Origin of the sequence: Aestuariivirga sp. (assembly GCF_047600585.1) — a bacterium.
Classification (GTDB): Bacteria; Pseudomonadota; Alphaproteobacteria; order Rhizobiales; family Aestuariivirgaceae; genus Aestuariivirga.
Genome location: NZ_JASGKP010000001.1, coordinates 251,258 through 274,974, shown reverse-complemented (window position 1 = coordinate 274,974; position 23,717 = coordinate 251,258). Strand labels below are relative to the sequence as shown.

Annotated in this window: 22 protein-coding genes; 9 read left to right on the top strand and 13 right to left on the bottom strand. The window is 63.0% G+C overall.

Features of this window, described 5'->3' with window-relative positions; translation table 11 throughout:
* Positions 1-49 precede the first annotated feature (49 nt).
* On the bottom strand, positions 50-808 hold the full coding sequence (locus QM801_RS01220; protein WP_415017391.1) for an SDR family NAD(P)-dependent oxidoreductase: 759 nt from the start codon (positions 806-808) through the stop codon (positions 50-52).
* A 295-nt stretch (positions 809-1,103) separates the two neighbouring features.
* On the opposite strand from QM801_RS01220, the gene QM801_RS01215 reads away from it, so the two are divergent.
* From QM801_RS01215 to QM801_RS01205, 3 genes are read left to right on the top strand one after another with little or no spacing between them, the layout of a single operon-like run.
* Complete coding sequence (locus QM801_RS01215) at positions 1,104-1,610, top strand: molybdopterin-dependent oxidoreductase (RefSeq protein ID WP_415017390.1); 507 nt, start codon at positions 1,104-1,106, stop codon at positions 1,608-1,610.
* 29 nt (positions 1,611-1,639) lie between these two features.
* Complete coding sequence (locus QM801_RS01210; protein WP_415017389.1) at positions 1,640-3,793, top strand: ATP-binding protein; 2,154 nt, start codon at positions 1,640-1,642, stop codon at positions 3,791-3,793.
* An 11-nt stretch (positions 3,794-3,804) separates the two neighbouring features.
* Positions 3,805-4,866 carry an HD-GYP domain-containing protein gene (locus QM801_RS01205; RefSeq protein ID WP_415017388.1) on the top strand — a complete coding sequence of 354 codons (1,062 nt, stop codon included), beginning with the start codon at positions 3,805-3,807 and terminating at the stop codon, positions 4,864-4,866.
* 146 nt (positions 4,867-5,012) lie between these two features.
* Here the strand turns inward: QM801_RS01205 and QM801_RS01200 are convergent, their stop codons facing one another.
* The 5 genes from QM801_RS01200 to QM801_RS01180 all read right to left on the bottom strand — a co-directional run bounded on the left by QM801_RS01200 (position 5,013) and on the right by QM801_RS01180 (position 9,335).
* On the bottom strand, positions 5,013-5,312 hold the full coding sequence (locus tag QM801_RS01200) for a hypothetical protein (protein ID WP_415017387.1): 300 nt from the start codon (positions 5,310-5,312) through the stop codon (positions 5,013-5,015).
* A gap of 194 nt (positions 5,313-5,506) precedes the next feature.
* Positions 5,507-6,745 (bottom strand): clostripain-related cysteine peptidase, encoded by a 1,239-nt coding sequence (locus QM801_RS01195; protein WP_415017386.1) that lies wholly within the window; start codon positions 6,743-6,745, stop codon positions 5,507-5,509.
* The gene (locus QM801_RS01190; RefSeq protein ID WP_415017385.1) at positions 6,742-7,407 is read right to left on the bottom strand and encodes a TfuA-like protein; all 666 of its coding nucleotides are present in this window, start codon (positions 7,405-7,407) and stop codon (positions 6,742-6,744) included. Before QM801_RS01190 ends, QM801_RS01195 begins: the two co-directional genes overlap by 4 nt.
* 101 nt (positions 7,408-7,508) lie before the next feature.
* Positions 7,509-8,633, bottom strand: coding sequence for a YcaO-like family protein (locus QM801_RS01185; protein WP_415017384.1), 1,125 nt, complete (start codon positions 8,631-8,633; stop codon positions 7,509-7,511).
* Positions 8,634-8,684: 51 nt separating this feature from the next.
* On the bottom strand, positions 8,685-9,335 hold the full coding sequence (locus tag QM801_RS01180) for a hypothetical protein (protein ID WP_415017383.1): 651 nt from the start codon (positions 9,333-9,335) through the stop codon (positions 8,685-8,687).
* A gap of 141 nt (positions 9,336-9,476) precedes the next feature.
* On the opposite strand from QM801_RS01180, the gene QM801_RS01175 reads away from it, so the two are divergent.
* Together QM801_RS01175 and QM801_RS01170 are read left to right on the top strand one after the other, a co-directional pair.
* Positions 9,477-11,162: a hypothetical protein gene (locus QM801_RS01175; protein WP_415017382.1), complete on the top strand. Its 1,686-nt coding sequence runs from the start codon at positions 9,477-9,479 to the stop codon at positions 11,160-11,162.
* Between the two features lie 131 nt (positions 11,163-11,293).
* Entirely contained in the window at positions 11,294-12,001 is a 708-nt protein-coding gene (locus QM801_RS01170) for a Crp/Fnr family transcriptional regulator (RefSeq protein ID WP_415017381.1), read from the top strand.
* Here QM801_RS01170 and QM801_RS01165 read toward each other — a convergent pair.
* The 3 genes from QM801_RS01165 to QM801_RS01155 form a co-directional block, all read right to left on the bottom strand.
* Positions 11,929-12,198 (bottom strand): hypothetical protein, encoded by a 270-nt coding sequence (locus QM801_RS01165; RefSeq protein WP_415017380.1) that lies wholly within the window; start codon positions 12,196-12,198, stop codon positions 11,929-11,931. The genes QM801_RS01170 and QM801_RS01165 overlap by 73 nt on opposite strands.
* On the bottom strand, positions 12,195-13,205 hold the full coding sequence (locus QM801_RS01160; protein WP_415017379.1) for a DMT family transporter: 1,011 nt from the start codon (positions 13,203-13,205) through the stop codon (positions 12,195-12,197). The genes QM801_RS01165 and QM801_RS01160 overlap by 4 nt, the downstream gene beginning before the upstream one ends.
* A gap of 111 nt (positions 13,206-13,316) precedes the next feature.
* Entirely contained in the window at positions 13,317-14,228 is a 912-nt protein-coding gene (locus QM801_RS01155; RefSeq protein WP_415017378.1) for a DMT family transporter, read from the bottom strand.
* A 321-nt stretch (positions 14,229-14,549) separates the two neighbouring features.
* Between QM801_RS01155 and QM801_RS01150 the strand changes: the two genes are divergently transcribed.
* The 4 genes from QM801_RS01150 to QM801_RS01135 are packed head-to-tail and all read left to right on the top strand — an operon-like array spanning position 14,550 to position 18,877.
* Positions 14,550-15,560: an ABC transporter substrate-binding protein gene (locus QM801_RS01150; RefSeq protein ID WP_415017377.1), complete on the top strand. Its 1,011-nt coding sequence runs from the start codon at positions 14,550-14,552 to the stop codon at positions 15,558-15,560.
* A complete protein-coding gene (locus tag QM801_RS01145; RefSeq protein ID WP_415017376.1) occupies positions 15,532-17,004 on the top strand; it encodes a sugar ABC transporter ATP-binding protein in 1,473 nt (490 codons plus the stop codon). Before QM801_RS01150 ends, QM801_RS01145 begins: the two co-directional genes overlap by 29 nt.
* Entirely contained in the window at positions 17,001-17,930 is a 930-nt protein-coding gene (locus QM801_RS01140; protein WP_415017375.1) for an ABC transporter permease, read from the top strand. The genes QM801_RS01145 and QM801_RS01140 overlap by 4 nt, the downstream gene beginning before the upstream one ends.
* Positions 17,927-18,877 carry an ABC transporter permease gene (locus tag QM801_RS01135; RefSeq protein WP_415017374.1) on the top strand — a complete coding sequence of 317 codons (951 nt, stop codon included), beginning with the start codon at positions 17,927-17,929 and terminating at the stop codon, positions 18,875-18,877. Before QM801_RS01140 ends, QM801_RS01135 begins: the two co-directional genes overlap by 4 nt.
* A 1-nt stretch (position 18,878) precedes the next feature.
* Here QM801_RS01135 and QM801_RS01130 read toward each other — a convergent pair whose 3' ends face one another.
* From QM801_RS01130 to QM801_RS01115, 4 genes are all read right to left on the bottom strand, one after another.
* Complete coding sequence (locus tag QM801_RS01130; protein ID WP_415017373.1) at positions 18,879-20,651, bottom strand: SLC13 family permease; 1,773 nt, start codon at positions 20,649-20,651, stop codon at positions 18,879-18,881.
* A 39-nt stretch (positions 20,652-20,690) separates the two neighbouring features.
* Positions 20,691-21,275, bottom strand: a complete 585-nt coding sequence (locus QM801_RS01125) for a pyridoxamine 5'-phosphate oxidase family protein (protein WP_415017372.1) — start codon at positions 21,273-21,275, stop codon at positions 20,691-20,693.
* A 145-nt stretch (positions 21,276-21,420) separates the two neighbouring features.
* Positions 21,421-22,614: an ABC transporter substrate-binding protein gene (locus tag QM801_RS01120; protein WP_415017371.1), complete on the bottom strand. Its 1,194-nt coding sequence runs from the start codon at positions 22,612-22,614 to the stop codon at positions 21,421-21,423.
* A 35-nt stretch (positions 22,615-22,649) separates the two neighbouring features.
* Positions 22,650-23,714 (bottom strand): branched-chain amino acid ABC transporter permease, encoded by a 1,065-nt coding sequence (locus QM801_RS01115; protein WP_415017370.1) that lies wholly within the window; start codon positions 23,712-23,714, stop codon positions 22,650-22,652.
* Positions 23,715-23,717 lie beyond the last annotated feature (3 nt).

The following is a 23,717-nucleotide window of genomic DNA, read 5'->3' as shown; positions in this document are numbered from 1 at the left end:
GGTGTAACGGCAAACGTGTCAGGGATGCAGTGCTGCGTGCATCAGCCGGTCACACCCATCCGCCATCCACGATGTAGTGCTGCGCCGTGCAGGCCGACGCTTCCTCCGAGGCGAGGAAGACGGCAAAGCGCGCAACCTCGTCCGGCATGATCTTCCGCTTCAGGCACTGGCGCGCGTCCAGTTCCTTCAGCGCCTCCGGCGTCAGCCACTTGTCGATCTGCCGCTGCGTCATGATCCAGCCGGGGGCGATCGCATTCACGCGGATGTTGTACGGGCCATAGTCGCGCGCCAGCGAGCGGGTGAGACCCAGCACGGCGGACTTCGATGCGGTGTAGGCCGCCATGCCGCCCTGCCCGATCATCCACGAGATCGAACCGAAATTGATGATCACGCCGCCACCCGCCTCCTGCATCGCAGGCAGCACAGCCTGGGCGGCGAAGAACTGATGCTTCAGGTTCACGGCAATGCGCTCGTCCCAGTATTCCGGCGTGACGTCGGGCGTGGCGTGGCGCTCATCGTGGGCGGCATTGTTGACGAGGACCTCGACGGGACCCAGCGCCTCGCTGATGCGGGCGATGGCGCTCCGGAGGGCGGCGATGTCCCTCAGGTCCGCATGCTCGTAGTGCACGGTGTGGCCCTCTCCCGTCAGTTCCTTCACCAGCGCCCTGGAGGGATCGTCCTGGATGTCGATGAAGCCCACCCTGCACTTTTGTCCGGCGAAGCGGCGCACGATCGCCTCGCCGATCCCCGAGCCTCCGCCCGTCACCAGAACCACCCGCCCCGCAAGATCACTGTAGATGGCAGCCATATTGCCTTTGCTCCTGTTTTTCCTCAGCAAAGAGCAGGCGGCTGGCACAGGCAAGGGCATTCCCTCAAGTTTTACGCAGCCCGCAAACCCTTTCTTCAGCCTTAGCAAAAACGCTTAACGGAAACGGGCCGGAATTGAGGTCTCTTAAACGAAGAGGTTGCATAGAAGCATGACGTGAGCCGCCCAAGGCGGTTCAGACTTGGCATGAGGCCAAGGCTTTCCCCGGTCCTCCCGGAATGTGCCCCACCAACGCAAAACCGCGCGGGCCCACAGAGGCCTGCAAAAGGCCAGAGTCATGCTCAGACGCATCCTGATTGCGAGCGCCATCGCGCTCCTCCTCCCCACCGCCAGCCCCTCCTTCGCACTCGACAAGCCCAAGGGCGAAGTCATCCTGCGGGTGACGGGAAATGTCGGCACTCCCAATGACGGCAAGGTTGCCGCCTTCGATCTCGACATGCTGGAGGCCCTGAAGGGCCGCAAGGCCAGCATGGAAACGCCCTGGACCAAGGGCAAGACCGAATTCCAGGGCCCGTTGATCCGCGCCATCCTCGCGGCCGCCGGTGCAGACGGAAAGGTCCTCAAGGTCAAGGCCCTCAACGACTACTCCTCCGACGTTCCGATTGCCGACGCCAAGGACCTCGACACCATCCTCGCCGTCCGCATGAACAGCAAGCTCATGTCGGTGCGCGACAAGGGTCCGCTTTTCATGATCTATCCCTTCGACACCAACCCTGAACTCTACAACGAGAAGTATTTCTCCCGCTCGGTGTGGCAGGTGATGGAAGTCGAGGTCGTCAATTGAGTGACCCCATTGCCAGAAGTCAGGATGCCGTGAGGCTTGCCAGCAGGGCCACGAAGGTGCTGCTGATCTCGTCCGCGGCCCTGCTTCTGGCACTGGCGGCCATCTTCGCCACCATCATCGCGCGCCAGGATTCGATGCGCGACAGCATCCGCGAGGACAAGCTCTGGGCCATCTATCAGCTCGACCGCGAGGCCCGCACCCTCGACAACATGCTCGATCACTACGCGCAGTCGTCTGTGCTGCCGCCGCCCGCGCCCCACGAGTTGGGCAAGCGCTTCGACATTCTCTATTCGCGTCTCACCCTGCTCAACGAAGCAAACTTCGACGACAAGCGGATTTCCTCGTCCAACACTGAAGCGGAACGCAAGGAGGCCCAGGACCTGACGCTGGGCATGCAGGATTTCTTTGACAGCCTCGCCCAGGGCAAGCAGCCCTCCGCGGCCGACATCAGCAAGACCCGCGAGCAGACCACGCGCCTGATGCAGGTGACGGGCGAACTCCTCAACAAGACCAACAGCGCCGTCTCCGAAGCCCGCACCATGGAACGCGACGACATCATGTCGCTGCAGCGCTTCTCGGCGATCATTGTCGTGGCCATCTGCTTCACCATCGGCCTTCTCATCCTGAGCCTGCTCCGCCAGGTGAAGCTCTTCCGCGTCACCAGCCAGGAACTGAGCAAGACCACGTCGACCCTGAGCCAGGCCTATGAACTGGCCGAAGCCGGCAACCGCGCCAAATCGGAATTCCTCGCCACCATCGGCCACGAGATCCGCACCCCGCTCAATGCCATCCTCGGCATGTCGGAGATGCTCTCCTATGGCAAGCTCTCGGCCCGCGAGCGCGAGAGCGTCTCCGCAATCAACAGCTCAGGCACGGCCCTGCTCGAGATCATCAACGAGATCCTCGACTTCACCAAGCTCGAGGCCGGTTCCATGAGCCGCGAGCACCTGCCTTACCAGCCCGTCGAACTGGCCCGGGAGCTGATCCGTGTCATGCGCGCCCGTGCCGACGCGCGGCACACCCGCCTCGATCTCGTGACCGATGGCGTGGAGGAAGGCGACTGGATCACGGGCGACCCCACCCATATCCGCCGCATCCTCTTCAATCTCGTCGGCAATGCCATCAAGTTCACCGACAACGGCATCATCCGCCTCAACGTCAAGAAGCTCGACGGCAAGATCCGCTTCGCCGTGGCCGACACCGGCATCGGCATTCCCGAAGAGGCCCGCCACAAGCTGTTCCAGCCCTTCAGCCAGGTCGACAGCTCGACCAGCCGCCGCTTCGGCGGCACCGGCCTCGGTCTTGCGATCTGCAAGCGCATCGTCGAGGAACTGGGCGGCAAGATCGGGGTCGAAAGCACCCCCGGCATCGGCAGCCTGTTCTGGTTCGAAGTGCCCGGCGTCTCCGCCGATGCACCGCCGCGCGAACAGGCCGTGGTCCATCTCCCGGAAAAGCAACCGCCCCTTCTCCATATCCTCGTTGCCGAGGATCACCCGATGAACCGTGAGGTTATCCGCCAGTTCCTCGAGAAGCTCGGCCAGTCCGCCGACGTCGTCTCGGATGGCGCCGAGGCGGTGGCTGCCGCCATGCGCCGGCACTACGACCTCGTCATCATGGACATGCAGATGCCCGTCATGGACGGCATCGAGGCGACGCGGAACCTGCGCAAGCTCGGTATCAATGTGCCGATCGTTGCCCTCACGGCCAATGCCAGCGACGTCGACCGCGAGGCCTGCCTCACCGCTGGCATGAACGGCTTTAAATCGAAGCCCATCTCGCTCGCAGCCCTCACCAACCTGCTGCACCGCTTCAGCGGCAGCGCCGATGCGGAAGCGGCCGCCGAACCCGCAGCCGCGCAACTGCCGGAGTCCCGCAAGATCCATCGCATTGAGGAACTGCGCAGCATCGTGGGCGAAGAAGGCGTGCAGAACCTGATCGCGGCCTTCGTGGCGGAACTGCCGCTCATGACCGAAAAGCTGCGCGCCGCCATTGCGGTAGGCAAGGAAGGCGAAGTGGACCTCGTCCTTCACACGCTCAAGGGCGCTGCCGCCAATCTCGGACTGACGGGACTTGCGGAACTGGCCCAGTCCTTCCGCAACATGTCGCCGGAAGAGATCAGCATGGACGAAATCATCAAGGAATGTGACCGGGCAACCGGGGCACTTGGCCAGCAGGCCGCGTGATGGAGGAACACGTGACACCGAAACGGAAAGTCGTCGTGGTGGATGACGACAGAACCAACCTGATGCTGATGGAAATGCTGTTCCGCAGCTTTGCCGATTGCGAGGTCCTGACGTTCACCAGTGCCGTCCAGGCGTTGACCTCGCTTGTCACCCAGGATTTCGAAGTCGCGATCGTCGACTACATGATGCCGGAGATGGACGGCGTCTCCTTCGTCAAGCAACTGCGCATGCAGGAGCGCCACGCCGACAAGCCCATCGTGATGGTGACGGCCGACAAGGAAACGGATGTGCGGCTTGCCGCCCTCGATGCGGGCGCCGTCGATTTCCTGCAGAAGCCGATCGAGCCCATCGAATTCCGCGTCCGCATGAAGAACCTGCTGCGCCTGTCGGAGGCGCAGCGCAAGCTCTCCGACCGCGCGGCATGGCTCAACACGGAAGTCGATAAGGCAACCCGCACGCTCCGTCAGCGCGAGGAGGAAATCATCCGACGCCTCTCGCGAGCGGCAGGCTACAAGGACATGGAAACGGCGCTCCACACCATCCGCATGGCGCGTTACTGCTCCGCCCTCGCGGAGCAGCTGGGCGCCAGCCCCGATTACTGCCGCGACATGCAACTTGCCGCTCCCATGCATGACATCGGCAAGGTCGGCATCCCTGATTCCATTCTCGGCAAGCCCGGCGCCCTCACCGATGAGGAACGCGAGGAGATGAAGAAGCACACGCTGATCGGGGCCGAAATCCTCGCCAACTCGAATTGCGACCTGTTGCGTTTTGCCGCTGAAATCGCCCTCAGCCATCACGAACGCTGGGATGGCCGCGGCTATCCCATGGGCAAGGCCGGCAGCGACATTCCATTGTCCGGGCGCATCGCCGCCGTGGCGGATGTCTTCGACGCTCTCACGACGGAGCGGCCCTACAAGGACGCCTGGCCGGTGGAGCGCGCCTTCCTCTATCTGCGTGAGCAGGCCGGCCGCCAGTTCGATCCGGATTGCGTTGCGGCCTTCGAGCGCTGCAGGGAAGAGATCATCGCCATCATGAACACGCAGTCGGAAGAGCAGTCCCTCGCCGCCTGAAAGCAGGGCCGCAGGACAATCCGCAGTACAAGAAGGGTCCATCCTGACCACCCGCTCCCGACGGGGGCGTTACGGGAGCACGTGGCGGAAAGTCCATCCGGCGACAGCGCATTGCCCTGCGGACTCCATCGGCAGGGAGCGCCGAACTATTTCACGATGAACCAATCCCGCGCATCTTCGACGCGGTAGCGGACGCTGCGCGGCAGCAGCGCTTCGCACAGGCCGTTGCTCTGGCACAGCATCAGCTGCGTGCGGTTCTGCATGCGGAGCTTGAAGAGAAGTCCGCGCTCGGTCATCTCGGCGCTGCACTGGGCATTCTGCGCACAGAGCGTCTGATAGGTCTTGAGTGCGTCCGGTGATGCCGTGGCGGAGGCATAGGGCGCCAGCGCACCCAAAATCACGGCCACGGAAAAGAGGAACAGGGGGATTTTGCGATTACGTTTCATTGTCGTGTTCTCCTGGGTCTTGGACCTTGCCCGCCAGCCTTGAGAAGGAGGATGAACGAGGTTGAAGCTTGTGTCTGTGAACTGCTTCACACGTCCGCCAGCTTTGGCAGCCGAGGAGCTGAACCCCACGCGCGCGACGAACCGGCGGACACACTGGCGTCTGTCCGCGTCTGACCCGGAGTTTCGAGGAAGGGCTACTTGAGCGCCGGCTTCAAGACTGTCACCGGTGGCAGACCGATGGTCGGTGATCCTGGCGGTGGTATCGGCGGGCCATCCGCAACATTGTGGAACTTGCGCCACAGACTGGCCCATCCCGCCTTGCCGCCGGCGCTCAGTTTCAAGGCGTTATAGTCGGCAGACATCTTCACGTATTTGAGCCTGCTCAAGGGTGCCCAGATGATCGGCGATTGCGATGGCTCATCTTCTCCATGGGGAATCGAGAATGCTTCCTTGGTCGCCTGGCGGAGATCGGCGATCGCTTCAAGCAGGGTAACCTGGCTCTTCGCAGGGATGACATCCGGCAACTTGTATTCAAGAAGGTCCAGCAATGTCAGGCAGAACGCATAGTCGGCTTCACCGCCTGCGCAGACAAGCGCATCGCGGATGACGCTCCTGACCGGATCGTTGGCATCTGGCGTCGCGATCAGGTTGCCGAGGATGGTGCCGAGCGCATTCAGGAGATCTGCTGCATTGGCGATCTTGCTGAGATCACACATGAGCAACTGGCGGCTGCCATCCGGATAGGTTTCCCTGTAGCGATGATTGTAGAGCTGACAGATCGCCTCGGACGTCGCATGTGGCGTGCGTGTGCTGTCGTGGTTCTTCAGGTCGGCAATGATCTCCGTGTAGGGCAATCCCTGGGAGTCAACCATGGTGCTTGAAGACAAGGCATAGAGCGCGCAGCCCCGCAGCTCGTTCATGGTCTCGAGCATTCCCATGTAACAGGAGTCGAACGCCACGATGTCGAACCGTCCTTCCGCTTCATTGTTGGCGAGCACCTTGGCAAAATCGGCAAGTCTGCCCCGCGCGATTTCCACGCTTCGAGCCTGATACTCGTCCAGCAGGACGAGGCCACCGCCATGCCCCCAGAGCACGAGAATACGCTGCCCCATCGGCTTTCCGGCAGTGTACTTCTCGAAATGGGCGTTGGCAGCCTTCAACCTGTTGCGAAACACATCCGGACTGCTCACCTCCTTGTCGATGGGGGCCAGCTTGACGGAGGCCGCAAACTGCTTTGCGCTCGCGTCCGGCGGAACCTCGTAGATCATCGTTGTTTTTTCGTATTCGGATTTTGTCTTGTCGAGCAGGATGTACAGGCAAAGGCCGGTCAGGGGCACCGACCTGGCGATCTCTCCCACATTCCGCTCGGCTGCATCCGACAGCTCGTTCTGGGCCGACATGTAGAGAAAGATATTGGTTTCTGGTGTTGTCATGATGGTCTTCCGGAAAGCCGCGGCGCGGCGCGATCGTTGAAGTGACGCAGATATGCCGTGGATTTGGCCATCGCGGCCATGGCGACCCGCTCTGCTGCAGTCGAAATTGCTTCAGGCAGATGTCTCAGGAGTTCAACGCAGTCATTCCGCTTCTGACTGACGGCATGGGCCGCAAACCAGTTCCTGATCTGCGTTTTCTCGTTATCGGGCATGTACTGCGGCTGGACACTTTCGACACTGTCGGACAGGCTGCGGTTCTTGAAATACGTGGCCTTGGCATGAGCGATCACACCGTGCGCCATGGCAGGCGAAATGATCCGCTCTTCCGCAGCCAGCGCCACCGTCGCCCTGATGTCCACCAGCGCATCCGAAAGCGGCATCCAACCTGTCTCGGCAGGTCCATGAACCACTGCTACCTCGTCGTCATCCGTCAGGCGGCGGCTTGCAAAGTCTTCAAAAATGCGCCCTGAGCCGAGCATGCCGTAGGAACACAGTTCAGCTGCGCGCAATGCGCCCATGCTGCTCGCCCCGATCACGGGCACACCCGCTCGCATGGCCAGCAGGATTTCCTTGTGCCAAACGGAAGGCCCGCTTTCGAACACGCCGTCGATGAGGATCACGGCGCTCGAACCTCCGGTCACGACGCGCGTGATGTCACCCATCGCGGCCGGGGGATGGAAATCCGCCTCGACAAGCCCAGCGGCCTGGCAGTGGTCAAGCGTTGGACCGAGGAAGATGGCAGGCGGGCGGAGTGGAGGCATGGTCAGGCCCGCCCCATGATGCGCTGCAGATGATAGTGGTTGCTATCGGGTGTGTCGCGAGCGCTGGGGATCATCACCTTCACCGCCGCCATTTCCGCATCTGGTGGTGTCAGGTCCACGGCGAGAGCCGAGGTGGCTGCATCGCCCAGCTTCAGGAGAATGGTTGAAATCGCGCCGCCCGGATCCCCGCTGCTGTCGATCCCTGCGACGGACGGATGTCTGCCCTGATGACGTATGGCAATCCCTCGCCGGTTCTCGACCACAGCCGCGAAACGTCCGTCATACTCGTCCCATCCGAGGTCGTCACGGCTTCCGGAAATGTAGGTGAGACGAACCTGCAGCGCCTCGGCGAGCGCCTTGTGAAGGGCAAGGCCGGCATTGATATGGGCGGCCGCGCCCTGCGCAAAGGGTGTTGTGGCATGGGCCGCGAAGTCCACGATCTCTACCATGTAGCAGGGCAGGCCATCGCGGCAGGTCAGGTCCCAGATGAAGACATGTAGCGCCGCGGCTTGTATTCTTGCCAGCAAGGCCCTGGTCCGCTCATCCTCGACGCGATCAGGGTCGACCAGTGTCTTGAAGCGCGCGGCGTTCTCAAGCTCATTCCAATGGACATGAGCTTCACGCTCGACAACTTCGAGAAGACCGTGCAGCACGGCAGAGGCCCGCGACGTATCGGCGGCAAGTCCGGTACCGCTGCTGCGAAACACGCACGGTTGCTTCAAGGCCTCTTCGGTGAAATCCATGGAGATCGCAGGCCAGGGCACCCACACCGGATGCCCGGAATCAATGTACCGGCCTTCCACCCACTGGAGCAGGAGCGCGCCGAGAGGACCGGAATGCGGCTCAGCCAGTCGGCTTGGATCCAGGGCCGTGCCGGGGGGCATGTCGTCAAACGCCGCAAACCGGGAAGGAACCGCGGGGGCTTCACTGAAGTTAAGCTCCGCCGCTTCCATCAGTGCCGACATCTCGGCGTGGGCAATCGTGTCCCCCTTCCCCATGCTGACCGTAAGATTGCGTGACATGGGGCGTATGGCGGCAACGACGGGATATCCGATGCGATCAAGACCAGTGAGATTTGCCAGCCGCGTGACACCAATCCGTTCAGACAAAGCAGCGGTCGCAGCCATATCCCGATCGTCCCCGGTCAATCTCCGTGTTTCACCGTATCCCTCACAGTCTCAGTAAACTGATGAGGGCTTTCCACCCTTCGACATGTCCACCAGGATTTTCTGTTCGTCCTGTGTATACGCAAAGATGATCTTTTCAGAACCGCCGGTCCGGCTCGCAGGCTTGCCTGACACCGGCTTCTTGATGCTCACCCAGATCGCCTGTTCGAGGCCATCGACAGCACGGCGTTGCCGGAGCAACGCATCAAGTTCCGCCTTCTTTTCGTCGCTCCATCCCGGATCGTTGTCGAGCGTCTTGAGTTTGCCCGAGGGGATGAAGAAGTAGACACCGTCGCGCGACGCGAGCAGACCAGCACCTTGGAAGTCCTTGATGAACGTGTCCGCGTTCAGGGCTGTGAACGCGGGCGTTGGAGCATTTTCGATCCATATCGCCTGGACGAGGCCGTCGGCGACCCAGAACTGGCTGAACAATCTGTCGAGTTCACGGTGGATCACGCCCTTCTCGTTCGGATCCACTCCGGCACCCGCATTCTGCTTCTCGAAGAATTTGGCGGCAACACCGGGAAATTCTTCCTGAAATTCTTCCGGCATCCGGCATTTCTGCAGGTCGGTGATAGGACAAAAGCTATAAGTTGAACCGCGCACAACCAGCAGCCCGGCGCCCAGTTTGGCCTTGAGTTTCTCTTGCGGAGTGTCCGGCATGTGAAGTTTTCCCAGCTCCTGTCTTGCAGCGCAATTAAGACAACAATAGATTGTTCGATGTCGGCGTTCTGTGAAATGCTTCACAGACAAGTCAGATTGGTCGGAACTGCGGGGGCAGTCAATTGGGACCGGTTTCACGTCATGGGAACCACGCAGCAGCTTTCCTTCTTGCATGCGGATGCATGCAGCTTTGCTGCCGCCATGGCCAAGACGGAGGTCAACTCGGTTGAGCGCTTGCGCGCCGGCCAGGCGCTCTTCGAGGAAGCCGCCCAAGCCTTCGGCGGGCGCGTTCTCGACAAGGTCGGCGACAGCATACTCCTCGCCTTTCCGCGTGCAGATGCCGCCTATCTTGCGGCCGAGACCGTCGCCCGGAAGACGAGCGAGGCGCAGGCGTCGGATCTCCATCCCATCCCCTTCCTGTACCGCATGGGGATCACATCAGGCCGGGCGCAGACGCGCGGCGATACGCTTTACGGGCATTGCATCAATGTCGCGGCCCGCATCAGCTCGCTTGTCGCAAAGGGCAACATCGGCATAGGCGCCATGGCATGGCCCTTCGTGCAGAAATTCGCAGCGCAACGGCCGCAACGCCATCGCCGGCTTTTCGCCAAGCCGGAAGAGCCTTTTGTCGATTTCGTCGAGATCGGCGCTGACGGCAACTCGGTCGAGAAAGCCGCAGCGCGCGATCATAATGAACCATTCGTGGCAATCTGCTTCCCAAGCGATCTGTCGCAGGCCGGAGCAAACGGCATCCTCGCGGGCTTCATCCTGGAGGCGCTGGAATGGGAATTCGCCAGTTTCTTCTCGAGCCAGGGATGGAATACGGCGACATTCCATCAGAACGGCAAGGGTGGCAGCGGACCTCCAATCAGCGCAGACTATGTCGTCAGGTGCGGGAGCGTGAGGACCGGAAGCGGCGTGCGCGTCTTCGTGTCACTCAGCTCCCCCTATCTCAGCAGCGGAGCGCAGACCTTCAGCCGCGATGCTGCCGAAACGACATCGGGCCACGAACAGGTCATGGCCCTCGTATCGCTTGTCGGTTCCGCCATTGCCGGATGCGAGCATGACCGCGCCGCGCACATGAAGTCTGCCGGGTTGCATCAGCTCATCACCGCCGCCCGCATGGAAATCGGGGCCTTCACACCCGAGCGCATGAAGCTGGCGCTGAAGTACCTGCATGCGGCAAGAGACCTCGATCCGGAGCATCCGCTTTTGCACTCAAGTCTTGCCCGGGCCCACACAATCGCCTGGCGCTTTGGCTGGTGGGACCAGAAGACCGATCATCTTTCCCAGGCACTGGACCTCGCCAGGCGCGCCTATCACCAGAAACCCGATCATCCCCTCTGCGAAGCCGACCTTGCCTTCGCGAAATTCTGGGCCAACGAAACAGAGGAGGCGGTCTGGCATTACGAGCGGGTCGTCGAGGCGCTGCCCTACCATCCGGAACTCGCAGCCGATGCCGGCATGGTCTTCGGCTATGCCCGGCGCTTCTCCCAGGCCGCAACGGTGTTGCAGCGCTCGATCGCCAACGTGCCCAACGACGCCGACTACCGGCTCTGGTCGCTCGGCGATGTCTACCACTCGATGAAGGACTACAAGCAGGCCCTCTCATGGGTCTCGCGCATGCGTGACCAGAGTCAGGCCCAGCGCCTCATGGCGGCGTGCAAGGTGCGGCTCGGGCTCGACCCTTCCCCGCACGTTGCCAAGATCCTCGAGATGCAGCCGGACTTCTCGGTGGAGAGATGGGTCAGCATCCAGCCGATGACCGACGAGTTCGAACGCATAGACTTCGAAGAAGCATTGTTCGAAGCCGGCCTGCCGCGCTGATGCGGGGTTCGACGCCGGACCCGGCTTCGTCCGGCCAAACCAACCCAAAAAACCCGCCAAAACCATACCTTGCACCGGGAAGGATTGCCTCCCGCGAGGCGCGAACTATAGTGCGGGCGAAGGGGTTCGACATGACGTCCAACATCAAGAGCGGCGCCAAGGTCAAGACGGATACGGTGGAACTGGCCCGCCTGTTCTCGCAGGTGCCGGAGGCCGTGCGGCAACGCCTCCTCGGCGTCGCGCCTCCCCTCACCCTGAAGAAGGGCGCAACCCTGTTCGAGCGCGGTGGCGAGGGCGGCACCATGTTCGTCGTCCAGGAGGGACGCCTCGAAATCTCGATCATCAATGACGCGGGCCGGAAAATTGTCCTCAACCAGATCGGCCCCGGCCACTGCGTGGGCGAGATCAGCATGATCGACAACAAGGCGCGCACCGCATCCGCCACGGCCATGGAACCGACGAAGCTTTTCTCCGTGTCGCGCAAGGCGTTTCTCGATGCGGCCGCGAGCTGCCCGCAGCTTTCGGTCAACCTCATGGACATTCTCTGCGAGCGCCTGCGCTGGGTCAGCGCTTCGGTGGAAGAATATGCCCTCCACTCTTTCGAACTCAGGCTGGCGCGCCGGCTGCTGGTGCTGAACAAGAGCTTCGGCGATGCCGAAAGAAGTATCGGCATTACCCAGACCGACCTTGCTGATTTTGCCGGAGCGACCCGGGAATCGGTCAACAAGACGTTGATGCAGTGGAAACAGGATGGCTTGGTCGACGTTCAGCGGGGAAGGATCTTCCTCAAGGAAATGCCAGTTCTCGAGCGCATCGCCTTCGGTGATCCCGCCGACTGAAGGCTCGTGGCCTTCTTGCGCACCTTGGCAGCGGCGATGTCCTCGATCTCCGCGGTCTTTGGCTGATCTGCGGGTGCAGGCTGCCTGGGTGGCTGCGGGGCCATCACCGGTTCGATCTTCTGCGGCACGAAGGTCTTGCTCACGGGATCGAAGTCGAGCCGAAAGCTGTATCCCTTGAATTCGTCGTAGTTCTTCATTCGGTCCTCCGGTGATACGAGCCAGGTTTGGCGCGCGACGGAACGGGGATGAACAGTGGGCCGTCGCCGCCGTGAAGGGTGATGCCATGGGGATGGGAGGGCGTGGCGCGCGGCATCTCGCGCGGCTTGCGGGCCATGATCTTCGACAGAAGGGCCGGCCATTCCACGAGCACGATGCCCAGGGAGATGATGACCGCGCCCAAGGCGCCTGAAGGGGTCAATATCTCATCGAGCAGGAAGTATGCGGCGATGGCACCCACCACGGCCTCGCCGCTGCCGATGATTGCCGCTTCGCTGGCGCTGGTATGCTGCTGCGCATAGATCTGCAGGAAGTAGGCACCCGCCGTGGAGAAGAGGCCGAGGAACAACAGTTCCGGCAGCGCCGCCACCACGCCGTGCGGCGTGACGGGTTCGAAGATGAAGGCGAGCGGCAGGCAGACAAGTGCGGTGAACGAGAACTGGATCAGCGTCAGTGCCGAGGCTTCGCCACCCCGCCGCGCATAATCGCTGACATAGATCATCCAGAACGAATAGCAGAGGGCAGAGGCGAAGCAGAGCGCGTCGCCGCTGCGGAAGCCATGAATGGATCCGCCAGACATGAGCACCGCGCCGCTGAAGATCAGGAGGGCTGCGATCCACGTGACCGGCGGCGGCTTCTGCCGGAGGATGAGGCACGCCAGCATCGGGGTGATCACCGTCGTGGTGTTGATGAAGAAGCCGGCGTTGGTCACCGTCGTGAGGCCGTAGCCCGCCTGCGACAGGGTGACGGCGGCAGCAAAGGCGACGGTGCTGGCAACGGCCGGCCAGCGGGCCGGGCGGGCCACCCGGGTGGTGAACCGCGAGGTCAGCGTGAGGACGGGAACGAAGACCAGTGCTGCGATAAGGCAGCGCAGCGAGATCGCGAGGAAGGGTCCGATATGCACGAGCACCGTCTGCTGCGCCACATTTCCGAGCCCCCAGAGGATGGCGGCAAGGATCATCAACCGGTTGGCCTGGCCATGTGACACGCGCGTGGTTCCCTGTCTGCACCCCCGTGCGGACCGAACTCCGGTTCCGGGGTGAGAGGGTATGTGCGGCGGATTGCAGTTTCGTGTCTGTGAGGGGCTTCACACAGAAGGTCAGACGGTGGCTTCGATGGGCTCCGCCAGTTTCGGGTTGGAGCGTGCGGCGATGAGGCAGCCCATGATGATGAGCCCCGCGCCAACAAGGGTCGTCCAGCTCACCCCTTCGCCAAAGAAATACCAACCCAGCCCAATCGCCCAGATGAATGCCGTGTACTCGGTTGGGATCAGGTATTGTGCCTCGGCGCGGGCGTAGGACCAGCTCATGAGATATTGCCCGGCGAGTGACAGCGCCGTCACACCGATGATGGGCCAGATGAGATTGAACGGAAGCGCGCTGGCAAGCCACGGGCCCGGAATCAGGAACAGGATGCTGAGCACGATGTTCTGGAAGAACATGATCTCGATGGGCGAGGCCATTTGCGCCTGCCGCCGCATCAGCACGAGATTGTAGGCATAGAAGGCGGTGGAGGCGAGGACCGCGGCGGTTCCCCACATCACGTCCTGCGAGAAATTGACGTGGGTGAATTGCCCGACAGTGATGATGATGACGCCGACAAGACCCGCGAGCGAGGCCCAGATGGCCTGCCGCTGGATTGTTTCGCCGAGCACGAGGGCAGCAAGAAAGAGCGCAATGAGCGGTGCCACGAAACTGAGCGCGATGCCGACGGCAAGCGGCAAGCGGGCAAGGCCCCAGAAGAAGGCGAGGATGATCACGCAGATGATGACCGCGCGCAGCGCATGAAGCCTGATGTTTTCCATGCTGGGCCGCTTTGGCGTGCCCGAGAACCAGGCGATGCCCGAGACCACCGCCGCGAACATGCTGCGCCACATCACCGTGTTGTAGACGCCGATCGCAATGACGAGCGACTTCATCGCCGCATCCATGCCCGAGAGGATCAGGATGGCGAACGTGCAGATGATCACCGGCACAAGCGGGCTGGCGGATTGGGGCGCGCGAAAGGACACGGCAGGGGCTCGTCTTGCTGCCGGGAACGGAGCTGTTCCCGGCTTGGGCTTTGTCCGGCTGCCCATAACAGGATTTGCTCCGGATGTGCCCACGGAACTTCGCCATAGCGCCCTGCCGGCAAAGCAACGCTCCCCACGGATCAACTTGTTCCGCACTGCAACATCATGATGCGGAATTGAAGGCAATCGCGTGTTTGCAGCGCACGTGTCCGGCTCTGACAGCGGTGTCATCGCGGTTGCCAAAGGAGCACGCTGTGATAGCATCCGCGCCGAGGGCACCTCGCAAAGAGGGCTCCGGGAAAAAATGGGAGGATCCATCCGATGTTGAAGAAGACACTCGCGGGCGCCGTGGCCGTTGTTGCCCTGCTCACCGCAGGCCAGGCTCTGGCCGACACGAAGGACAAGAAAATCGCGCTGTCCAACAACTACGCCGGCAACTCCTGGCGTCAGGCCATGCTCAAGAGCTGGGACAAGGTGACGAAGAAGGCCGTGGCCGACGGCATCGTGGCCGCCGCCGATCCCTTCACCACCTCCGAGAACCAGGTGACCGAGCAGGCCGCGCAGATCCAGAACCTCATCCTGCAGGGCTACAACGCCATCGTAATCAACGCCGCTTCGCCGGACGCCCTCAACGGCGTGGTGAAGCAGGCCTGTGACGCCGGCATCATCGTCGTCTCCTTCGACGGCATCGTGACCGAGCCCTGCGCCTGGCGCATCGCCGTGGACTTCAAGGCCATGGGTGCCTCGGAAGTGGAATATCTCGCCAAGAAGATGCCCGAAGGCGGCAACCTCCTCGAGATCCGCGGCCTTGCAGGCGTGTTCGTGGATGACGAAATCTCCAAGGGCATCAACGAAACCGTTGCCAAGAATCCGCAGTTCAAGATCGTCGGCTCCGTGCACGGCGACTGGGCCCAGGAAGTGGCCCAGAAGGCCGTGGCCGGCATCCTGCCGTCCCTGCCCGAGATCAAGGCTGTCGTGACCCAGGGTGGTGACGGCTATGGCGCCGCCCAGGCCTTCGCTGCCGCCGGCCGCCCGACGCCCACCATCATCATGGGCAACCGCCAGGACGAACTGCAGTGGTGGAAGGAACAGAAGGACGCCAACGGCTACGAGACCATGTCCGTCTCGATCGCGCCCGGCGTCTCCACCCTCGCCTTCTGGGTGGCGCAGATGATCCTCGACGGCAAGGAAGTGCCGAAGGACCTCACCGTGCCGTTCCTGCGCATCGACCAGGACACGCTTGAAGCCAATCTCGCAACCACCGAGAAGGGCGGCGTCGCCAACGTGGAATACACTGCGGAAGATGCAGCCAAGGTCGTTGCCGGCAAGTAATGCCTTGACGACTGAGACCATAAGACTGGACGGCGTCGAAAAATCTTTCGGCGCCGTCCGTGCCCTGAGGGGCGTCACACTCACCGTGGGCGCGGGCGAGTGCATCGGGCTCGTGGGCCACAACGGCGCGGGCAAGTCGACACTCATGCACATCCTCGTGGGCACGCTCCGCCCCAGTGCCGGCGTGCTGAGCATCGCAGGCCGCGAGGAGACCGAGCGCTGGACGCCGGACACCGCGCGCCTCAACGGCATCCGCTGCGTATTCCAGGAACTCTCACTCTGCCCCAATCTGAGCGTGGCCGAGAACGTGCGCATCATGCACCGCAGCCTTGCCGGATGGGGCTGGAAGTCCCGCGCCGCCGAATTGATCGCCCGCAAGCTGGATGAAATCTTCCCCGGACACGGCATCTCCGCCGGCGACGAAATCGCCGATCTTCCCATCGGCAAGCGCCAGATGGTGGAGATTGCGCGCGCCTTCACCGTGACCGACGAACCCCTGAAGCTGGTGGTTCTTGACGAACCCACCTCATCGCTAGATGCCGTGACCGCCGAACAACTCCTCGCCTTCGTCAAGGCCGAGACGGCGCGCGGCACCTCGGTGATCCTGATCTCGCACCTGCTGCGTGAAATTCTTTCGACCGCCCACCGCATCGTGGTGATGAAGGACGGAAAGACCGTTGCCGAGCGCCCGGCCAGCGGCTTCACCCGCGAGAGCCTCGTCGCCGCCATGGGCTCGGAAGCGCGCGAGAGCGGGCCGCGCTCAGCCCATTCGGCGGAGGGCCGCGCGGTTGTGTTGCGCGCCAAGCCGGATACCGGCGGCAGCAGCGAACTCATCGCCCATCAGGGCGAGGTGATCGGCCTCTCCGGCCTCGCCGGCCACGGCCAGACCCGCATGCTGCTGCAGCTTTTCTCCCGCAGGAACGCGGACGTCTCGGGCGCCATCGCCTTCATCGCCGGTGACCGCCAGTCCGACGGCATCTTCAATCTCTGGTCCATCGGCCGCAACATCACGGTGCGCTCGTTGCCCAAGCTGTGCAAGGCCTGTCTCATCGATCTCGCCGCCGAAAAGACGCTGGAACAGGACTGGCGCGAGCGCATGGCGATCCGCACGCCGGACGTCGACAACAACATCCTCACGCTGTCGGGCGGCAACCAGCAGAAGGCACTGTTCGCGCGCGCGCTGGCCTCCGATGCTACGATCGTGCTGATGGACGACCCCATGCGCGGCGTCGACATCGGCACCAAGCAGGAAGTCTACGGCATGATCCGCGCGCAGGCGGCGGCGGGCCGCACCTTCGTCTGGTACACAACCGAAATCGACGAACTGGCCCACTGCGACCGCGCGTATGTCTTCCGCGATGGCGCAATCTCGGCGGCCCTCGCGGGTGATGCCATCACCGAGGAGAATGTGCTCTCCGCCTCCTTCGCCGAGGCGGCGGCATGATCACCCGGCGGTTGTTGCGGCAGGCCCTGCCCTTCCTCTCCCTGCTCATCGTGCTCCTCGCCACCTTCTATGTGCAGCCGCGGGCCATGAGCTACTTCGGCCTCAACCTGATGCTGCAGTATGCCATCCCGATTGCGCTTGCGACCATCGCCCAGATGTTCGTGATCACGGTCAACGATCTCGATCTCTCCATCGGGCCCTTCGTCGGACTGGTGGGCTGCATCGGCGCAACGCTGCTTTACGAACAGCCGGTGCTCGGCATCCTCGTGCTGCTGTTGCTCATTGCCGTCTATGGCGCGGTGGGCGCCCTGATCCATCTCCGCAACCTGCCCTCGATCGTGGTGACGCTCGGCCTCTCCTTCGTCTGGCTCGGCATTGCCGTGCTCATCCTGCCCTCGCCCGGCGGCAAGGCGCCGGACTGGCTGAAGGCGATCATGGGGCTGCAGCTTCCTGTCGTTCCCTTCCCCATCGTCGCCGCCGTGGTGATAGGCCTCGTGGTGCATGTCGCGCTCATGACCTCGTCCTACGGCGTGATTGCGCGGGGTGCCGGCGGCAATCCCAAGGCGCTCACCCGCGCCGGGTGGAGCATGCTTCGGACCAAGGTGATGATGTACATGATGGCAGGCGTCTTCGGCGTCCTTTCGGGCCTGTCGCTCCTCGGCCTTACGACCTCGGCGGATGCGCATGTAGCTGACCGCTACACGCTCTATTCCATCGCCGGCGTGATCCTCGGCGGCGGCGAGTTCATCGGTGGGCGCGTTTCGCCCATGGGTGCGGTCGTCGGTGCCCTCACCCTGGCACTGGCCGGCGCCTTCCTCATTTTCCTCAAGATCTCGCCGGACTGGCAGATCGGTGCGCAGGGCGCGATCCTCATCATCGTGCTCGCCCTTCGTGCGCTCGTCACCTACGGGGAGAAGACCGCATGAACGCTCTTCTGAAGCGCCTCGGCAACAGCGGCTGGATCTGGTCGTTCGCGGCAGCACTGCTCGTCTGGCTCGCCACCATCGCCTACACCGGCGGACAGGGCGCGGGCGAAATCATCACCGCCGCCCTCTCCTTCGCCACCTTCACCATCATCGTCGGCCTTGGCCAGATGATGGTCATCACCACCGGCCCCGGCAACGTCGATCTCTCCATTCCCGCCACCATCACCCTTTCAGGCGTTGTCGCCATGAAGGTGATGGATACGGATTCCGCCCGCCTCCTCATCGGCGTTGTGGCGGCCCTCGGGGCGGCGCTGCTTGTCGGCGTCTTCAACTACATCCTCATCCGTTTGCTGCGCATTCCGCCCATCATCGCGACGCTGTCGTCGAGCTTCCTCGTTCTCTCCACAGCCATTTCCTATGGCCGCGGCATTCGCATCAAGCCGCCGCCGCCGCTCGCGGAACTCGCCACCATGCGGGTGATGGGCGTTCCGGTGGCGGCGATCCTCGTGCTGCTGCTCTCGCTGGTCATCGCGCTCGTCATCCGCCGCACCCTCTATGGCCGCAGCGTTCTTGCGGTGGGCCAGAACATGCGCGCCGCCTGGCTTGCGGGCCTGGCCGTGGACCGCACGCGCTTCCTCACCTATCTGCTCAGCGCCTTCCTTGCCGGTCTCTGCGGCATCCTGCTCTCGGGATTCTCGGGCGGTGCCGCCCTCAACATGGGTGAGGAATTCCTGCTCGCCTCCATTGCCGTCGTGGTGATCGGCGGAACCTCGGTGGCGGGCGGTCGCGCCAATGTGCCGGGCATCTGGGGAGCGGCGCTCTTCATGTACCTGCTCGTCACCATGCTCAACACCTTCGGCGCCAGCGCCGGCATCCGCCTCATCCTGACGGGTCTCATCATCATCGCGGTGATCGTGGTGGCGGGTGGCGAGCGCGAACAGCGCTGATCTAGCTCTGCCAGAAATAGACCAGCGCCGGAACACCCACCACGATCACCAGCAGTGACAGCGGCAGGCCGAGCCGCATGTAGTCGCCAAAACGATAACCACCCGGCCCCATCACCAGCATGTTGCACTGGTGGCCGATGGGCGTGAGAAAATCACAGCCCGCGCCAATCGCCACCGCCATGAGGAACGCCTCGGGCCTGTAGCCCAATCCTTCTGCAAATCGGGCCGCGATGGGCGCCACCACCAGCACGGTCGCGGCATTGTTGAGGAAGGGTGTGACGGCCATGGCCGTCACCATCACCAGCGCGATGGCGCCATAGGCCGGAAGCCCTACACCCGCCGCCGACAGCCACTTCGCCAGCAGGTCGGTCGTGCGCGTGGCCTGGAGGGATTCACTCACGGGGATCAGCGCTGCCAGCATGATCAGGATGGGCGCATCGACCGAGGTATAGAACTCGCGGAGCGGCAACACCCGGAACAGCGCCATGGCGGCCGCCGCGGCAAAGAAGGCGACCGCGACGGGCACAAGACCAAGCGATGTCGCCAGCATCGCCGCAAGTAGAATGGCGACGGGGACGATGGCGCGCCGGACGCTGCCGAGCAGCATCTTGCGTTCGGCGAGCGGCAGTAGCCCCATGTCACGCACCAGCACGGCAAGCCCAGTCTCACTCCCCTGCAGCATCAGGATATCGCCGGCACGGAAGCGCACGCTGCCAAGCTTCTGGCCGAGCCGCTGGTTCCTGCGGCTGACGGCGAGCAGATTGACACTGTGGGTGTGGAAAAGCCGGATGGTTTCCGCCGTTGCACCGACAAGGCCCGAATGACTTTCGACGATCGCCTCGAGATTGATGACGGCCTCGCTGGTGTCGGAGGGTGCGAGCCCGCGCTGTCCGGTCAGGTCCAGCCCGGCATCGACGACCAGCCTGTCGATCGACTCGGCCGGCCCCTCGATCAGCAGGACGTCGCCCGGTTCCAGCGTCGCATCGGGGAGCGGCCTGATCTGCAGTGATCCGCCGCGCAGGATCGAGAGGATGGTGACCTCTTCACCGGCAAGCTCCAGGAGCTTCGCAATGGTCATGCCCTCTGCCGCCGCATTGGCCGGAACCTTCGCTTCGACAAGATAGTCCTTGATCTCGATGGCCTCCTTTGCCGAGAGATCGACACGGGTGCGCCGCGGCACCAGCCAGGAGAAGCCCACCATGAACACGAGCCCCGCGCCCGTGAGCAGCAGGCCCACCGGCGCATAGTCGAGCATGGCGAAGGGCTGGCCGGTGAGTTCCTCCCGCACCCGCGACACGACAATGTTGGGCGACGTGCCCACGAGCGTGATCAGTCCTCCGAGCAGCGAGGCGAAGGACATGGGCATCAGGAACACCGACGGCGGCACATTGGAGCGCTTGGCGAATTGCAGCGCAATCGGCAGCATGATCGCCAGCGCGCCGATGTTCTTGACGAAGGCGGAGAGGAGCGCCACGGATCCAATAAGAACAGCCAGTTGCGCCCGCATGTTGAGGGACTGCGGGAGATAGCGCCGCGCCGCATGTTCCATGATGCCGGTGCGCGCAATCGCAGCACTCACGATCAGGGCGCTGCCCACGATGATGGTGATGTCATCGCTGAAGCCGGAGAACATGTCCTTGGCCGGCACCACGCCCGCCGCAACGCCGAGCAGCAGTGTTCCCACCGCAACGAGGTCGTATCGGAACCGGCCCCACACGAACATGGCCATCATGCCGGTCACAAGTGAGAGAGCGAGGATCTGCTCAGTGGTCACCGGAAGCCCCGTGGTCGATGCCCATGGGAGGGGGGCCCGTTACTTCGATCCGCGCCGGGCTTTCGCCACCTTCTTCGCAGCCTTCTTTGCGGGCGGCTTGCTTCGCGATCCTGCAGACGCGCGCTTCCGCGACGGGCGGGCGTTGAGCGTCAGCTTCTTGCTGTCGCCGGGCCGGGCCGTCTGCCGCGTGGCAATGGCCCAGGCAAACTTGACGGTGGAGAGGAGTGCATTGTCGCCCTCCCACAGTTCCGCCTGCTGCGGCGAAACCTCGATGGCGATGACATTGCGGTCTTCCGGGCCTTCTGGCCAGAAGGCCTGGGCGCCGGGGCTCCAGAGTTCCCGCACTGTTTCACGGTCGGTACGGAGTTTGGCGCGTCCACGCAGCGTGAGGAAATCGGGCTTCTGGTTGAAGAGCAGCAGAACCGCCGGGTTGCGGCTGATCTGGTTGTCCTTGAACGAGGCCTTGTCGGTGAGCATGAAGAGCTTGCCCTCCTCGGGCCGCGTGATCACACCCATGGGCCGGCCCCAGGGCTGGTTGCCATCCATCGTCACCAGCATGCAGAACCCTGCACCACCTGCGACCGACCAGACGCGGTCCTGATCTTTCCTGTCATTGTTCGCCACGCGAATGCTCCCTGTCCAGATTCCGGCAGCACAGTGCCGATCCGAATGCGAACGCCCACGAAATCCTTTGGTTCCCGCGCGCGCCACTTGAAACGCAAAACGGCCGCCCCGAAGGACGGCCGCTCGCGACATTGCTGATGCCGGATTACTTGCTGGCGAGATAGTCGACCGGAATGGCTTCCGAGATCGTCCACTCGTCGATCACCTTCGGCTTGCCGTTGTTGATCTCGGTGATCAGGTAACGGCCCTTGTTCTGGTGATGCAACTCGCTGGTGAAGGTGCGCGGACCGAACAGCGTCGGCTCATCCTTCATCTTTTCCAGCTCGGCCACCACGGCGTCGGCGTCCGTGGTCTTGGCGCGTTCAACCGCCTTGGCCCACACGTCGATCATCACGTAGCCGGGATAGACGTACTGGCTCGACGGATCCGAGCCGGTCACCTTCTTGTAGGTGGCATTGAACTCGTTCACCTTCGGATTGGGGTCGTCGCCATAGACCGAGCCCTGATCCGGAACATAGAAGTTCGAAAGATCGGGAATGGCCGACAGCCAGTATCCGCCCGACATGCCCGAACCGTTCAGGATGGGCGCCTTGATGCCCGCGGCGCGGATCTGCTTCACGGCAGACACGGCACCCGGCATCATGGTGCACAGCATGATCGCATCGGGTTCCTGCGGCAGGCTCTTGATGCGGGTGATCTGGGCGGCGATCGATGCGTCGTCGTTCTTGAAGGTGTCTTCACCCACAAGCTTCGCATCCTTCAGGCGGGGCAGCATCCAGTCGAAACCGTCGCAGATGCCCTTGTTGTATTCCGTCCAGGTGTCGAGCAGACGGTAGAAGTTGCGGGCGTTCTTCTTGGTGTAGGCCCATTCGGCCATGGTCGCGCCCTGCACGGCCGCGAGAACCGAGGCCGAGAAGGAGTGCGGACCCACGCCCTGGATACCGGCTTTCACCGATTCAGCGCAGAGGAAGAACGAGACCTTGCCGGCGCCTTCCGCCGCAAGGGCAGCAGGCGCACCGAAGTCGTAGTCGCAGGACACGACCACCAGGTCAGCGCCCTTGTCGAGCACTTCGAGGCCGGCCTTGGCGCCTTCGGCGCGGTCGGTCTTGGTGTCGGCAGCGACGATCTCGATCTGCTTGCCGAGCAGGCCGCCGGCCTTGTTGATCTCGTCGATGCGGATGCGCGCCGCATCTTCAGCAGGCTTGTCGTAAGCCTGCATGAAGCCCGACTGCGCCGTTGCAAAGCCGACGATGATCTTGTCGTCATCGGCCCGCGCCGGCAGCGCCAGCGCAAGGGCGGACAGGGCGATGCCCAGTCCGGTCTTCATCCACGTTTTCATGACTTCCTCCATGGGTTCTGTGGTTATAGTTCCGATCATCCCGTGGGCGCGCGCGAGCGCCCTGCGGGAAGCTGCTTGAAGGGCCAGTGCGGCCACAACAATTCCTTGTTTCGCGTGAGGCCCGAGGGCCTGAACATGAGAATGACGATCATCACCACGCCGATGGCGATTTCCTGCACACCCAGCGGCAGGGCGAAGGACGTTCCGCCGATGTCGACGCCCTTCTCGAACCAGCGCAGGAGCTGGATGATCGCCGAGAGAATGACCACGCCCAGCACCGCACCCGAGAGACTGTTCATGCCGCCCACCACCAGCATGGACAGGCAGACGAAGGTGAGGCCGAGGTAGAACGTATCCGGCGTCACCACGCCCACCGAGTGGGCATAGAGCGCACCGCCAAGACCCATCATGGCGCCCGAGATGACGAAGGCGATCAGGCGCTCGCGGGTGATGTCGACGCCCGAGGCAGCCGCAGCGATGGCCTCGTCACGGGCCGAACGCAGCGCGAGGCCGGAGCGGCTGATGGCATAGAAGTAGGCCACGATCACGGTGAGAACGGCGCAGGCGAAATAGGGCCAGACCGTGCGCACGATCGGAATGCCGACAACCGAGCTTTGCGCGCCGGTGACACTGTCCCAGTTGGAATAGACCTGGATGATGACGGCAAGCACGGCGAAGGTGGCGATCGAAGCCGCGATGCCGGAAAGCCGCATCAGCACCTTGCCGATGAGGTAGGCGCAGGCGCCAGCAAACAGCGTGGCGGCGAGAAGCCCCCAGCCATAGTGCAGCTTTGCATTGAGCACGATGTCGGGCAGGCCCTTCAGCTTCGATTTCTTGAGGGCGGGCAGGATGGTGAGCCACGCCGTCATGTAGGCACCGAGGCAGGTGAAGCCGATGTGGCCGAAGCTGATGACGCCGGAATTGCCGATGAAGACATAGAGTCCGACGACGAGCACGACGCGGATGAAGATTTCGATCACCGTCTGGTTGAAGGGGCCGGTGTTCACGACAGCAGCGAGGAGCGCGATGACAGCCAGGATCGCGATCAGGATCACCGGTGTCGAGAGCGTGCGCTGGAGAATGGTCTGGCTTCTCTGCATGGC